The following is a 13,755-nucleotide window of genomic DNA, read 5'->3' as shown; positions in this document are numbered from 1 at the left end:
CCATCACGCCTTGATGCCGAAGCGCCGCTTGTACGCGGCGCCAGCCATAGGCTTCGAACTCGTCGCAGATCGCGGTGATCGCGCTCAGCACCTCGGCATCGCCAGTGCGCTCGGTAGGCGCATCGTAAAAGGTCGATCGCGCGATACCCATCAGCCGGCATCCTTCAGCGACGGACAGGCCGTGGGGCCGGTGATCACGGATGTAGTCGCGCTTCTCAGCCGGGGTGCGTTTTTCAGAGCCCCCTTTAGAAATTCCAGCTCGAGCGCCTGACGGCCGACCAGCCGCTCAAGCGCGGCGATGCGCGCTTCATATTCCTGAACCAGATCCGCTGCCCGGGCGTCATCGTCCAGCGCGCCGGCCTCGTACTTGTCGATCCAGATGCGGATCAGATTACGTGAAAGGTCGTGCCGCTTGGCCAGCCCGTGAAGTGTCTCGCCGCCGAGATACTCCTCGGCGACCTGGCGCTTGAACTCGACGCTGTGCGATCGGTGTCTCGGCATGGGCTTTTCTCCAAAAGCCCGGCCACCCGGTCAATCCAACTTCACCTATCTGTCCGGCTCCAGGGGCCCACTCCACTTGAACTTCACACCCTGCCAAAAACCTGACCCCTTCCAGCACACAGCCCGACAGCTCGGAATTGGTGACAGAACGAGAGTGCACCTCAGGCGGGCCTATCTGGCACTGCGAATTGCTGGTCTTTTCATTAGAAAATATAACTTCGGTTGCATTGTCAGTCGATGAATTGCGCTATTTCCGTTCTACAGGCCTATCGGAGGGGAAGCCGGGATGAGTGAGGTTTACTCCTCTTGCGCCAAAATATGTATGGGGGTGGCCGGCCCCGTTGGGTCGGGTCTCGACCTCGAGGCCTTCCGTCTTGATTGGCGGCTCGCCACTTCGATTGAGGAGCGCAAGTTGTGAACAACGAGACGCCTCTCCGTGCCCCGGTGTCCGCCCGGAAGCGTATGACCCTGTTTCGTACAGGCGAAGGTATACCTCTTGACCATGAAACAATGCCCTTTGCGGGTGTCGATCCTGCAACCATGGCCGGTCTGGGGCGGATCATGGCTTCAGGCCCCAGGGCAGCCGATGCCTCGCACACGACGATCCTCTTCCAATCGGGCGACGAAGAGGGCGTGAGCCTGAGCCATGCCTGGTTCAAAACCGGTTTCATATCGTCGCGCCACAGCCACAATGCCGATGGCATTTATTATATTCTGGCAGGCGAAGCCCGCTTTGGCTCAGCGCGCCTCGGGCCGGGGGACGGGATTTATGTCCCCGCCGAGCAAGCCTATGTCCTTGAAGTCGGCAATGAGGGATGCGAACTGCTGGAATTCCGCAATGCGGCGCAGTTTAACATCCATTTCAAGGGTAATGACGAGGCCCATTGGGAGAAGGTTGCCCAATCCTACACCCGGCATATGCCGCAATGGGAAAACGAGCTTCCCCCCTCACAGCGGTCATATTGCTCCATCTCTGTATCTAGTCGTTAGCGACAGCTCGCAGGCGCTCCAGATCGCATAGCTTGATCCGGCCATAGCCGACCTCGATCAGCCCATTGCGCTCGAACGCGGACAAATGGACATTCACAGTCTTGCGGGTGAGGCCGGTCATTTCGCCCAGCAGTTCCTGGCTGAGCCGGATAATTGGGGTTGGCCCCATAATTGTTTCGCGATGGCCGTCGGCCGCTGCCAGCAGGCGAGCGGCGATGCGTTCGCGTGGGCGCAGCGAAATCACTTCCGCCGCCATGCGGACGGCGCTGCGCATATTCGCATAAGCGAAACCGGCAATAGCGCGCCAGATTTCAGGCCGGCATTCGGCAACCCGGTCGAGGGCAGCCTCCGATATTTCCAGTAGGATGCTTGGTTCCACGCAGACGGCCGTGACGAGGCGCGGGCCGCCACTAAACCGGGTGGCATGGCCGAGCACTGATCCTGCCTTGGCAAGTCCGATCATCACTTCCCGGTCGCCCGGTGCCGCGCAATAGGAATGCAGCACGCCCTCGATCACCACGAACAGGCCGCTTCGGTCATCGCCTTCCGCCTGCGCCCATTCCCCGACGTTGAGCCGCACGAGGTTTCCCTCTGCTATCAGGCTCTCGGCGAGCTCGGCTGGATAATCCTTCAGCCATCCCGCCTTGCGCAACACGCGAAGCGCCAATTTTCGCTCATCGCTTTTCATTCTATTATTGTAACTTCAGTGACAGTCTGTGGCCAGCAGAACCGTTAGCCATGTTCCATACAAATAAGGAGGGATGGAAAATGGCGGATGCTGGCGCAGGCAGGGTGATACGAATTGGCGGGGCCACGGCGTCCTTTTCCGACACCGCGCTATCGGTTCCCCAATTGCTCGCCGGCGGACGGCTCGATTATCTGATCTTCGACTATCTCGCAGAAGGGTCGATGGGCATTTTCGGCCGGATGCAGGCGGCCGATCCGACCGCAGGCTATGGGACCGATTTCCTGACCGTCCATGTCGGCCCCTATCTTCACGAGATTGCCGCGCAGGGCGTGAAGGTTGTCGCCAATGCCGGCGGTGTCAATCCGGCCGGGCTTGCGGCGGCGCTCGAGCGGATGATCGGCGAAGCCGGCTTGTCGCTGACGGTGGCCTATGTCGATGGTGACGACCTGCGCCCCTGGGTGGACGAACTGCGCGCGGCTGGCCACCGCGACATGTTTACGGACGCGCCTTTCCCCGAAAACATCATCAGCGCCAATGCCTATCTCGGTGCATTCCCGATCGCGGCGGCGCTGGCCAAGGGCGCGGATATTGTGGTCACCGGACGGGTGGTCGACAGCGCGGTGGTGCTGGGGCCGCTGGTGCATGAATTCGGTTGGGGGCACGACGATCTCGACCTACTGGCGGCAGGCACTCTGGCCGGCCATCTGCTAGAGTGCGGCGCACAGGTGACCGGTGGCACGTTCACCGACTGGCGCGATGTGCCCGACTGGGCGAATATCGGTTTTCCGATCGGTGAATGCCGCGCGGATGGCAGCGTGGTGATCACGAAGCCGGAAGGCACGGGCGGGCTGGTGTCGGTCGGCACGGTTGCCGAGCAGCTGCTTTACGAAGTCAGCGACCCTGCCGATTATATCGTCGCCGACGTGCGTTGCGACTTCAGCGAGGTAAAGCTGGAGCAGATCGGCAAAGACCGGGTTCGGGTGACCGGCGCGCGCGGGCGGGCGCCGACCGACAGCTACAAGGTTTGCGTCACGTTCGACGGCGGCTGGCGCAGCATCGCCTATCAGCCGATCATCGGCGAGGATGCAGCTGAAAAGGCAGCGCGTCAGGCCGAGGCGCTGTTCGCGCGGGGAAGGGCGTTGCTGCGTGCGCGCAACCTGCCGGACTTTTCACTGACCGATATGGTGATGATCGGTGGCGAAGCCAGTTTTGGCGCACACGGACAACAGGGGCAGACGCGCGAGCTGATCTGCAAGCTGGTGGTGGACCATCCCGATCAGCAGGGCGCGCAAATCTTCGCGCGCGAACAATGGGCGGGCATTTCGGGGATGTCGGTCGGCACCTCGATCAACCTTGCTACCCATGTGCTGCCGATGACGGGAACCTTCCTGTTCCTTGTGGATAAGCAGACGGTGGCATCGCGGATGACCTTTGCGGGCGTTACGCAGGATGTGGCGGTGGCGGCGGGCGAACCCATTGCGACAGGCACGCCGGCGGTTGATGTGGCGCCGATGGCTCCGGCCGAGCCGGGCACCGTCGCGGTCGATCTGGTGCGGCTGGCCTGGGCGCGCAGCGGCGACAAAGGGCATTTGTTCAACGTCGCCGTCATCGCCCGCCAGCCGGAATATCTGCCCTATCTGCGCGCCGCGCTCACGCCACAGGGCGTCGCCGAATGGTATCGCCATCTCGGGCCCGATGGGGAATGGCCGGATGGGCAGCCACCGCGCGTCGATCACTATGACGTGCCGGGCTTCCACGCGCTCAACTTCGTCATCCGCGACGCGCTTGCCGGCGGGATCAACGCCAGCACGCGGCTCGATCCGGCCGCCAAGGGCATGGCGCAAATGCTGCTGCGCTTTCCGATCCCTGTTCCCGCCGCGCTGGCGGCCGAGCTGGGTGGCGCCGCTTCATCCGAAAAAGGAAATGGAAATGGCTGATTATTCGTACCTGATGAAAGGGATCGAGAAGGTTTCGAGCGACAGCAGCGTGCTGGTCAGTTCGTCCCGTTATCTCAACGATGCGCGGGTGCGCGATTGGGTGGCCACGCATCTGCTGCGCCGGAACGGGCCGGATATTCCGACGCCATCGGATTCGATCCAACTCGTCCAGATCCTGCGCGAGGTGCAGGACATCGACCATATCAACGCGCTCTTTGCTGCCGAGCGACAGAAGAATCCCGCCCTGGATGCGTGGTTCAAGGAGGGCTTTGTCTCGACCTTCGGCCTTGATGATTTGAAGGCTTACGGGCCGGAGACGGTGGGCGGTATCTTCTATGCGCAGCTCACCGACAATGACCTTCAGGTCGATATCGTCCCGCCATTCACGCCCCGCAACGATTATGAGTATTTCCAGCTTCGCGCCGGGCAGACGCACGATCTGGAACATATCCTTGGTGGTGGCGGGTTCGATTTCATCGGCGAACTGGTGCCCTATTATATGCGGCTGACCAATTTGTTCGTTCACATGAGCCCCGAACTGGCGGGCGAGCTTTCGGCTTTCTCGATCCTCGGATCGACGCGCATCATCACGCGCGCCGTACTGCATTATCCGCAAACCTGGCTAATCACCCAGAACGCCGTCGAGCGCGGCGCGAAGGTCGGCCGGGAGTCCGCGCCGCTTTACATGTTGCGCTACGAGGATGTGCTTGGGCTGTGCCCCGAGGCCGCGCGGGAAGCGCTGGGCATCAAGGGCGTTCAGCTTGCCGATACGGCCGAAGCGTCGGCGCAGTGGTGCTAGGCATTTGGGAGAGATGGAAATGGAAATGTCACGGCGGCGCATCCCTACGCTCGCGGAACTCGCCCCCATGCCGGGCCGATATCCGCTGATACCGGATCTGACACCGCGTCAGGAGGTGGCGCTGCTATGCCGCGCGCTCCATCGCGAAGGTTATGACGATCATATTGCCGGGCACATCACGCTGGCCGAGCCGGATGGCACCTTTCTCGTCAATCCCTGGGAACTTGCCTGGGATGAATTGACCGCATCCGACATCATCCGCGTGGATGGCAGCGGGCGGGTGATTGAAGGCGATTGGAACGTGACGCCTGCCATTGGCCTTCATCTGGCCGTGCACCAGCGTCGGCACAATCTGCGCGTCGTGATCCACAACCATTCGCGCTGGGGTTCGGTCTGGTCGGCATTCGGGCGGGTGCCGCCGGTCTATGATCAGACGTCCGGTCAGGTGGACGAGGATCCGGTATTGTACGATGAATATGCCGGCACGGTCGATGGCGCCGAAGAGGCGCAGGCCGCCGCCGATGCGCTTGGCCAGGGCAAATGGGCGCTGTTGCAGAATCACGGCGTGTTCATCGTCGCCGAAAATATCCGCCAGGCGCATCTGCGCGCGATCACGCTGGAGCATCGCTGTCGGCTGGCATGGCATGTCGAGGTGTTCGGGCAGGGGCAGCCGATCGCCAATCCCGAAGCCCTTCGTGTCGTCCAGATGTCCGACCAGATGGGCTTTCCGTTCCTGTGGGAAGCGATGGCCCGACGGGAAATCCGTTTGGATTCGTCGGTGCTCGACTGATCGGATCACGGCCGCCAGGCGGTTCCTGCGTGCGTGCTCTGAGCAAAGGAAAAGCGATATGCCCACGACGAAAAGTGCGGCCGGAAATCGCCCGGGATTGCTGGCTATGGGCGCCATCGCGGCATTGCTGCTGGCATCGGCAGCGCCGGCGCCCGCACAGGTCGTCGCAGATGCGATCTACACCAATGGCGTGATCCGGACGATGGAGGCGCCGGACGATGTCGCTCGGGCGGTGGCAATCCGGCAGGGGCGCATTCTGGCGGTCGGGGCAGCGCAGGCGGTGCTTGCTTATCGCGGATCGGAGACACGCGTCGTCGATCTGAAAGGCAAGACCATGCTTCCAGGGTTCATCGACGATGCCACCTTCGCCAAGCCGTCATGTTTAATCGCGAAAACGCGTAGCCAATGCTCGCATGTTCTGCTGGACGATCTTGTCATCGATGAACTTTCGCGGCCCGCCATTCAGGTCATGGATTGACACGCTGTGCCTATCGAACCTGTGGCGCCCATTTGCGCTCGGCGACCTGCTTGCGGCGCTCGATGGTGCTGACCACGGGCGTGCTGGCGGGCAAGGCCTGCCGCAATGAAGCGAGCCGGATGAGCCGTGCGGCGGGCGCGTCCCTGTCTGTCAGCGGTGTACGAATATTCTGCCACCGCATGAAGATATAGCCCTCGGGATTGCCTGCAGGATCCAGCCAGTTCGGCACGCCGGGATCGTCGAGCGAAATGACGAAGCGGATGACTCCGTCGTCATCGACATGCGCCTGCCGGGCTGTAAGGCTGACCTGATGTTCGACGGTATTGGGCGTGACGAACCAGGGATCGCCCAACTGGATGCCCTGATAGGCGGCATCGGCCTTGCGGACGCTGATCAGCAAGGCTTCGCCCTTCTGGATCCGGTAACGTGCCATCACGCTCATCTGGCCGCCCAGGCCACCGGCGTCCGTAGCCGATGGGCGCGGCGCGGGCAGGCTGTTCACCGGGGTGTGGCGCTCGATTTCCGGCACATAGCCGTCGACCCAGAGCGCAGTGGCTTTGCGCAGCGCGTTTGCTGCCTGCGCGAAGGGGCGTCGATCGCCATGCGGCGCAGGCATATCGAGCCGCTCGATGAACAGGCTTGTCGGTGTCTCGTGCCAATCGCCGAACGACTGCCGGCTGAGCACCGCTACAGCGTTATCGGGCATCGCGAACCAGCGGGCGCCAGCGCGCGGAGCGCCGCCGAGATAGAATTCGAAATCCTCGCCCGGCTCGCCCCAAAGGTCATCAGGGCGGACCACCATCAGATTCTTGCCAAGACCCACGATCGGATACTGATCGATGATCTGGAAGCTGAGATCAGCGTGGCTCCCCCGGCGCCCATATATCCGATAGGCGCCACCCGGTTCCAGCAGGGCGGAACGATAGAGATTGTCGGGATTGTAGAGCCCGGGCAGGCCTTCCACCGTGGCGCCGCGGCTGAAATAGGGCGTGCCGATCATGTTCAATTGCTCGGCAAAGCCCCAGGCCTGCGTCAGCAGCCCCGCAAGATAGGTTTCGGTGTTCCGGCGCGCGACGTCCGAACTGGAGGCATAGGGCGTTGAATGCAGTTTTGTGCTCACCTCGGCCAACGCCGCGATCAACGGGGCAGCAGGATCCGTTGGCGGTGCCGCCATCGCATCGGTTGCGCCTTCGCGCACCGCCGATATCACTTCCACCTCGCGGATCAGGCCGTTGTCGATCCTGATCCGATCCATCACGGTGATCGTCCGTTGCGCCGGTGTTGCCGTCGCGCTTTCCCAGAGCGCGATCACTTCGCGTCGTTCTTCGTCGGTGAACAGCCGCACCGGTCCTCGCGACGTCAGCTTTTCGGCGCGGATGCTCGCTCGCATCGCCGCTTCTCCGACGATCGTGCGCCCCTGATTGACGGGAGCGCCATTGCCAAGGGCGTGCGTCCTGCGCACGTCGGCCGCCAGCGGAACCTTGCTATCGTCAGCGCTCATCAAAGCGTCGAGGTAGAGCCGCGCGGTGCTTTCAAGGCAGGCGCGGCCGTCGTCGGCGCAGATGCGGTGATCATCGCCTGCGCTCGCCGTTGCCGCCGCCAGCGGGGCCAGGGCGCCGAGTAGCACATATGCATATCGTCCGGTCATGGTCGCCATCCCAGCCTCAATTGCCGAAGCGAAGCTGGACGTGGCGACGGCGAGCCGCGATTTCCGCACTGCGCTGTTCGGGGCCAACGGCCGGAATATCCGCCGGAAGATGCTGACGCAGATCGGCCAGCTTCACCTTGGTGGCTGTCGGATAGCGGGCGGGATCGAACGTCGTTTCCTTCATCCCGTCGAAGCGCAACAGGATGGCGCCACGTCGCCGGCCGGTCGTGTCGAGCCAGTTCGCAACGCCAGGATCGCGCCCCGCAATCACGAAATAATAGGATCCATCCTTGCTCTTGATGGCCTGATCGCCGGTCAGGCTGGTTTGGCGATTGCCATATTCAAGCGATGAGAACCAAAGATCCGCAAGCTGGATGCCCTGATAATTGCCGCTGGCGGGCCATGTCCGCACGATCAGCGCTTCATCGGGCGCAAGATCGAAATTTCCGGCGACCATGAAACGTCCGGGCACGCCGCCAAGCGCCGACGGATCGGTCGGCTGGCTGATCGTGTTTGGTGGCCGGTTGAGATAGCGGGCGCCGACCATCGTCGGCCAGACCCGCACATGGGTTCGCAGATCGGCGGCCGCCTTCCGCAACCGCCGGGCCATCGCCGCATCGCTCAGGACGGGCTTCAGGTCGCCCTCATGCCCCACCCGATCGATGTGGACATCGCCCGGCGTTTCGTTTGACCAATCGCTGAAGATCTGACGGACCCAGAGCTGGTTGGCATCTTTCGGATTGTCCATCCAGTTGCCGGGTCGCTTGTCCGGCGAAAGCCAGAGCTCGAACGTGCCGTCGGGTTCGACCTTAAGCTGTTCGAAGCTGATAGCGGACGCCGACCGCCCACCGCTGCCGGCGACAAAGGGGTCGCCCGCATAGATCTGGAAATCGAGCCGCCGGTTCTTGCCCAGCTTGCCCCACACCCGATAGGTTTCGCCGCCATTGAGCGAGGCCATCAGGTAGCGCTGATCGGGATTGTCGCCGCCTTCACGGATGCGATGATCAAGGACGCGAAAATAGGGAAAGTCACCGTCAAACACGATGTCTTCCTCGATGCGTGCCAGCAGCATGCTCGACAGATAGGCATATGCCGATGCGCGATTTTCCGCGTCCTTGAAGAAGGGATGCTGACGCACGAAGGCCGCGGAATCGGATGCAGCCTGCTGGAATTCGTCCCAGGCGGCATCGAGCTGCCGGCTGTCCTCGGAAGTCTGGGCGGCGGGCGAATGCGCCATCGCCGGAGCGACCGCGATCAGCATGGCAGCCATCATGCCATGGGAAATATGTTTCATGCCGATACCCCTTGTCAGGCGTAGAAGGACAAACAGTCCGCCGGCTGAGGCGTCGACCACGCCTCAGCCGGCGGGTCAGCCTAGAATTTGAGGCTCAGATCGAGGCCCCATGTCGCGGGATCACCATAGACATTGCCGCCGAAACCCAGCGAGCCGAAGTCGATGCCTACAGCCTTGTATTTCTTGTCGGTGATGTTCTTGCCCCAGAACGCGATCGACGCCGTGCCTGTCCCGATCTCGAGCTCCGACAAGGTGATGCGGGCATCGAGCAGGCCGCGCGCAGGGGCTGCGACCTGATCGGCGAACGGCGCGGTGAGCGGATTGGGGTGGAAGTAGACCTTGCCGCGATAATTATAATCCAGTCGGAACGCGATGTTGCCCACATCGCCCGCCGCGAATTCATATTGCGCACCGGCGTTCAACGTTGTCGGGGCGGAATATGTGAATTTGGCGATGTCGGCGATGTCGACGATCTGGCCCACCGGATAACCAAGCGAATTCGGTGATGTGTTGAATATTTCGAACTTCTTGAACTTGCGGTCGACGTAGCCGAATGTGGCGTAGGTGCTGAGCCCTTCATAGGGCACTGCATTGGCCTCGATTTCGATGCCCTTGTAACGGGCCTTGCCGGCATTGGTGATGATCGCCGATGCGCCACCGACGCCGGCCTGGAAGGAATTGACCTGAAGGTCCTTGTGATCGGCATAATAAGCCGTCGTGTTGAAGCGAAGGCGCCGATCGAAAAGATCCGCCTTCAGGCCGATCTCGTAGGAGGTCAAAGATTCCGGGCCAAAGCCGCTGTCGAATGCCCGCGCGCTGAAGCCGCCGGCCTTGTAGCCGGTGGCGATACGCGCATAGCCCATGATGCCATCATCAAACTGATAGTCGGCGGTCACGGCCCAGTTGAATTTGCTGAAGTCGATCGCCGGCGCGCGGGTGATCGGCTGCGTTTGGTCGATCTCCTTATCGTCCCAGGTATAGCGCATGCCGCCCGTCAGGCCGAGCCGATCGCTGACATGCCATGTGCTCTGCATGAAAAGCGCCTTGGTCGTCGATTCCGCGCTGTAGTTCAGTTGCGGCATCGTGCGGAAAGCGCCGCCAGCGGTGATGAAATCCACCACCTGGGGGCTGTCCTCATGTCCCTTCTCGTTGAAATAATAGGCCCCAAGGACATATTCGATGGCATAGCCGATCTTGCCGATCAGGTTCAGTTCCTGCGACCATTGGCGCTGATGCCGGTACCCGGCGGCATGGTAGAGGCTGACAGGAAACAAAGTGGCGCCCTGGCCGACGCGACGGCCCAGCAGATCGGCGTTGCCGCCGAAGCTGCTATCGGCCACGTCCTGCGTCCATTTGCGATAGCCGGTCAGCGATTTCAGCGTGGTATCGTCGTTGATGTCGATTTCCAGTGTCAGCGTGTGGCCCTGCACCTTGTCGATCACCTTGCCATCGGAATCGATGCTGATCTGATCGAGCCGGTTGGGCGATACGGTGAAAGTCCCGCCGCCAGCGGCAGGCGAAGCCGCGAAGAAGGCATACAAATCCTGCCGCGCCGCGATTAGCTGGAACGCGTTCGAAAACGCTTTGCTGCGGTTATAGTCATAGGCGTAGTTCGCCCGGAAACCGCCCCCTTGATCGAACACCACGGCCGCGCGCGCGCCATCGGCGCGATAGGCGCCGGGATCGCGATCGTCCGGTGTCTTGAGATTGTCGACTATGCCGTCGCGCTGCTTGTGCAGATAGGTGAACGACGCGCGCAGGCCGCTGTCACCCAGTTCGCCGGTGTCGATCACCGTCCGCGATTGCAGGAAGTCATAATTGCCGACGCTGAATTTCTGGCGGACGCTGAACCTCTCGCCCGGCTTGCGGGTGATCAGGTTGACCGCGCCACCGATGGTGTTGCGGCCGTAAAGCGTGCCTTGCGGCCCCCGCAGAACCTCCACCCGTTCCAGATCGGCAATCTCGAATGCCGAACCGGCCGAACGCGCGATGATGATCCCGTCGACATACATGCCGACCGGGCTGTCCGCGGTCAGCAGGGGATCGGCGGAACCGAGGCCACGGATGAACAGTCCGGCATTGTTCGGGGCTCCCGCCGCCGCGCTGACCACCAGGCTGGGCGCGATCGATCCAAGATTGGCGACGCTGGAAATGGACCGGGCTTCGATCGTGTGCTCGGTCACCGCGCTGATTGCCAGCGGCGTTTCCTGCAGGTTTTCAGCACGCTTCTGCGCGGTGACGACGATATCCTCAAGGCCGGTCGCGGCGGGCTCGTCCACCGCCGGCGGGGGTGCCACCGGTTCGGCCGGCGCCATTCTGCGCGATGGCGACGCATTCATCTGCGCGGCAATCGGGCGAACGCCGCCACGCACCACCACGACGTTCGATCCGGCATTCTGATGGGTCAGCCCACTTCCCGTCAGCAGGCGGCGCAACGCCTCGTCCGGCGTGAAGCGACCGCTCAGCGCCGGCGCCTGCTTGCCGTCCACATCGGCATTTGAAAAGAGGATCTGGATGTCAGCGGTGCTGGCGAGATGCTTCAAGGCGCTGCCGAGGGGTTGCGACGGCATGCCGTAACTCTGCGCCTGCGCATAGGATTGGGCGCTGGCCGGTGCGACGATGAGGCTCGCAAGCGCGGTTCCCGCCGCCAGCGCGGTGTATTTCAGAAACATTCAGTCATCCTCCCATTGCGCCTTGTGACCGGCGCTCCTTTTGCTTTCTCAAGGGATGACGGGATTTCGGGGTCGACCCGTAATGCGACAGCAAAATATTTTTCGAATCATGGGCCGCGTGCTAGTCGCGCCGCTTCCAATCGATGCAAAGGCACGGGGAAGAGGATCTGAAAGCGGCCAACCAAGCGACGCTGAGGCAGGGCATAGCGGGCCATTACGCCCGGTTGCTCCGCATTGTGCGCAGTCGGGGGGTTAATCAGGACGATGCGGCCGACATCGTCCAGGATGCCTATGCGCGCCTGACGGTCGCGGCCGAGCGGACCGAGGTGCATAACCCCGGCGCCTTCCTTCATGTCACGGCGATCAACCTCATCCGCGACCGTGGGCGCGCTTCGATCAGCCGGGGCCTGTCCGCCGCGAACGAGGCGCCGCCGGAGGATATCGCCTGCCCGGCGCCATCGGCCGAACGCCTGATTATCGGCCGACAGAATATCGAGGTGCTTGAACGTGCGCTGGGCGAATTGCCGCCCAAGCGCCGTGCTGCACTTGTGCTGTATCGCTTCGACAATATGAGCCATGCCGCGATCGCGGAGCAACTCGGCATCAGCATATCGATGGTCGAAAAGCATGTCAGGCTGGCGCTTGAACATTGCCGCCTTCGCCTCAGGCAGGCGGGCGACGTGATTGATGAATAGGGGACGAAAGCTGGCGATCGACCCGCAACATGATTCCGTTTGGGAGGCGCTGGAAGGATTGCGATCGAGCGCGGTCGTTTCCGAAGCGCGCGCTTTTGCCAGCGAAGAGGCGCTACGCCAGCAGCGACGCCGCCGCTTCTGGTCAAACCTGTTCGCGTTCTCGCCGGCACGGCTCGCGACCGCCACGGCGTGCGCTGCGGCGTTTGCCGGTGCCGGATGGTGGCTGACGACGCCCACCATTGTCGAATATGCCACGCGGATCGGTGAAATCCGGTCGGAGACGCTTGCGGACGGAACGAAGGTCATCCTCGACACCGATAGCCGGATCCGCATCGCCTATACCGGCAAGGCGCGGGACCTCGAACTGCTGCAGGGCCAGGCGCATTTCGATGTGACGCATGATGCGGCGCGCCCGTTCCAGGTGACCTTCGGCCGCGGCACGGTCACCGCGATCGGCACATCCTTCGACGTCACGGCCTTCGCGAACAGCAAGATGGTCACGCTGCTGGGGGGACGCGTCGTCGTCGAGGGGGCAGCTGGCGGCGGCGCGCGCGCATATCTCAGCCCAGGGCAGCGCGTGACCCTCAGGCCGGACGGGCGGTTGACGCCGCCAAGCATGGTTGACAGCGAGAGCGTCAGTTCATGGCAACGCGGCCGCATCGATCTTGCCGATCTGACGCTTGACGAAGCACTGGCCCAGGTGAACCGATATTCGACCACGAAGATCGTGGTGCGCGAACCGTCGCTCGCTCAAAGTCGGGTCAGCGGCATCTTCCGGGCGGGCGACGTGGATGCGGTAACCGCCGCGCTCTGCGCCTATTTTGACCTCAAGGTAGTGCGACGAACGCCGGAAGCGATCATCATCGCGAAATCAGGCTGATATGCCGCTTTCAATCATGCTCACGATGCCGACCCGCTCCGCTCGGGGTGTTCCACAATCAAATTTTGAAAGACGTCCGAGGCGTAGGCGATTCCCATAAGGCAGGATTCACGTGATTTTCGCGGTCAGCAACCAGTCCGCCAGATCGAACGTCTGCCGACGCCGTAAGCCGACATTGCCAGCCCTCTGGGGGCCGTTTGCTGCTGTCCCGTCATCTAGCCGGCGGGGCGACTTTGGGACCTTCGAGACGGTCAGCTCCGGAGCGGAACTCGGTGGAAAGCGGACGTCTGAGAACGGCGGAGCAATATTCGACCACGGTAGCGGCGGGATAGCCCTGCTGCGGGCGGCGTAAAAGTCGTCCACCTTGAAGCCTTTCTGCCAAG

13 protein-coding genes are annotated in these 13,755 nt (G+C 62.4%); 7 read left to right on the top strand and 6 right to left on the bottom strand.

Annotated features, from left to right (window positions below; genetic code table 11):
* Nucleotides 1–150: 150 nt before the first annotated feature.
* Nucleotides 151–501, bottom strand: coding sequence for a transposase (locus CHB74_RS20615; protein ID WP_089221371.1), 351 nt, complete (start codon nt 499–501; stop codon nt 151–153).
* A 462-nt stretch (nt 502–963) separates the two neighbouring features.
* Here CHB74_RS20615 and CHB74_RS21815 point away from each other — a divergent pair, with 462 nt between their 5' ends.
* Nucleotides 964–1,491, top strand: a complete 528-nt coding sequence (locus CHB74_RS21815; protein ID WP_144033884.1) for a cupin domain-containing protein — start codon at nt 964–966, stop codon at nt 1,489–1,491.
* On the opposite strand, the gene CHB74_RS20610 is transcribed toward CHB74_RS21815, so the two are convergent.
* Nucleotides 1,481–2,179 carry a Crp/Fnr family transcriptional regulator gene (locus CHB74_RS20610; RefSeq protein WP_089221370.1) on the bottom strand — a complete coding sequence of 233 codons (699 nt, stop codon included), beginning with the start codon at nt 2,177–2,179 and terminating at the stop codon, nt 1,481–1,483. The genes CHB74_RS21815 and CHB74_RS20610 overlap by 11 nt on opposite strands.
* An 80-nt stretch (nt 2,180–2,259) precedes the next feature.
* On the opposite strand from CHB74_RS20610, the gene CHB74_RS20605 reads away from it, so the two are divergent.
* The 4 genes from CHB74_RS20605 (at nt 2,260) to CHB74_RS20590 (ending at nt 6,183) form a co-directional block, all read left to right on the top strand.
* Complete coding sequence (locus tag CHB74_RS20605; protein ID WP_089221369.1) at nt 2,260–4,116, top strand: acyclic terpene utilization AtuA family protein; 1,857 nt, start codon at nt 2,260–2,262, stop codon at nt 4,114–4,116.
* The gene (locus tag CHB74_RS20600; protein ID WP_089221368.1) at nt 4,109–4,915 is read left to right on the top strand and encodes a hypothetical protein; all 807 of its coding nucleotides are present in this window, start codon (nt 4,109–4,111) and stop codon (nt 4,913–4,915) included. The genes CHB74_RS20605 and CHB74_RS20600 overlap by 8 nt, the downstream gene beginning before the upstream one ends.
* Nucleotides 4,916–4,982: 67 nt before the next feature.
* Nucleotides 4,983–5,705, top strand: a complete 723-nt coding sequence (locus tag CHB74_RS20595) for a class II aldolase/adducin family protein (RefSeq protein ID WP_245843119.1) — start codon at nt 4,983–4,985, stop codon at nt 5,703–5,705.
* Between the two features lie 106 nt (nt 5,706–5,811).
* Nucleotides 5,812–6,183 (top strand): hypothetical protein, encoded by a 372-nt coding sequence (locus CHB74_RS20590; protein ID WP_179220952.1) that lies wholly within the window; start codon nt 5,812–5,814, stop codon nt 6,181–6,183.
* A gap of 10 nt (nt 6,184–6,193) precedes the next feature.
* Here the strand turns inward: CHB74_RS20590 and CHB74_RS20585 are convergent, their stop codons facing one another.
* The 3 genes from CHB74_RS20585 to CHB74_RS20575 all read right to left on the bottom strand — a co-directional run bounded on the left by CHB74_RS20585 (nt 6,194) and on the right by CHB74_RS20575 (nt 11,797).
* Nucleotides 6,194–7,840, bottom strand: coding sequence for a DUF8021 domain-containing protein (locus tag CHB74_RS20585; RefSeq protein ID WP_089221367.1), 1,647 nt, complete (start codon nt 7,838–7,840; stop codon nt 6,194–6,196).
* 7 nt (nt 7,841–7,847) lie between these two features.
* A complete protein-coding gene (locus tag CHB74_RS20580) occupies nt 7,848–9,125 on the bottom strand; it encodes a DUF1214 domain-containing protein (RefSeq protein WP_089221366.1) in 1,278 nt (425 codons plus the stop codon).
* Nucleotides 9,126–9,205: 80 nt separating this feature from the next.
* Nucleotides 9,206–11,797 (bottom strand): TonB-dependent receptor, encoded by a 2,592-nt coding sequence (locus CHB74_RS20575; RefSeq protein ID WP_089221365.1) that lies wholly within the window; start codon nt 11,795–11,797, stop codon nt 9,206–9,208.
* 143 nt (nt 11,798–11,940) lie between these two features.
* Here CHB74_RS20575 and CHB74_RS20570 point away from each other — a divergent pair, with 143 nt between their 5' ends.
* On the top strand, nt 11,941–12,492 hold the full coding sequence (locus CHB74_RS20570; RefSeq protein ID WP_089221364.1) for an RNA polymerase sigma factor: 552 nt from the start codon (nt 11,941–11,943) through the stop codon (nt 12,490–12,492).
* A complete protein-coding gene (locus CHB74_RS20565; RefSeq protein ID WP_089221363.1) occupies nt 12,485–13,372 on the top strand; it encodes a FecR family protein in 888 nt (295 codons plus the stop codon). The genes CHB74_RS20570 and CHB74_RS20565 overlap by 8 nt, the downstream gene beginning before the upstream one ends.
* A gap of 108 nt (nt 13,373–13,480) precedes the next feature.
* Here the strand turns inward: CHB74_RS20565 and CHB74_RS22305 are convergent.
* On the bottom strand, nt 13,481–13,755 hold a 275-nt coding region (locus tag CHB74_RS22305; RefSeq protein ID WP_218821481.1), incomplete at its 5' end, for a hypothetical protein.

Source organism: Edaphosphingomonas laterariae (assembly GCF_900188165.1).
GTDB classification, from domain to species: Bacteria; Pseudomonadota; Alphaproteobacteria; order Sphingomonadales; family Sphingomonadaceae; genus Sphingomonas_E; species Sphingomonas_E laterariae.
The sequence above is the reverse complement of the archived record's forward strand: the minus strand, read 5'-3'. Positions and strand labels throughout refer to the sequence as shown.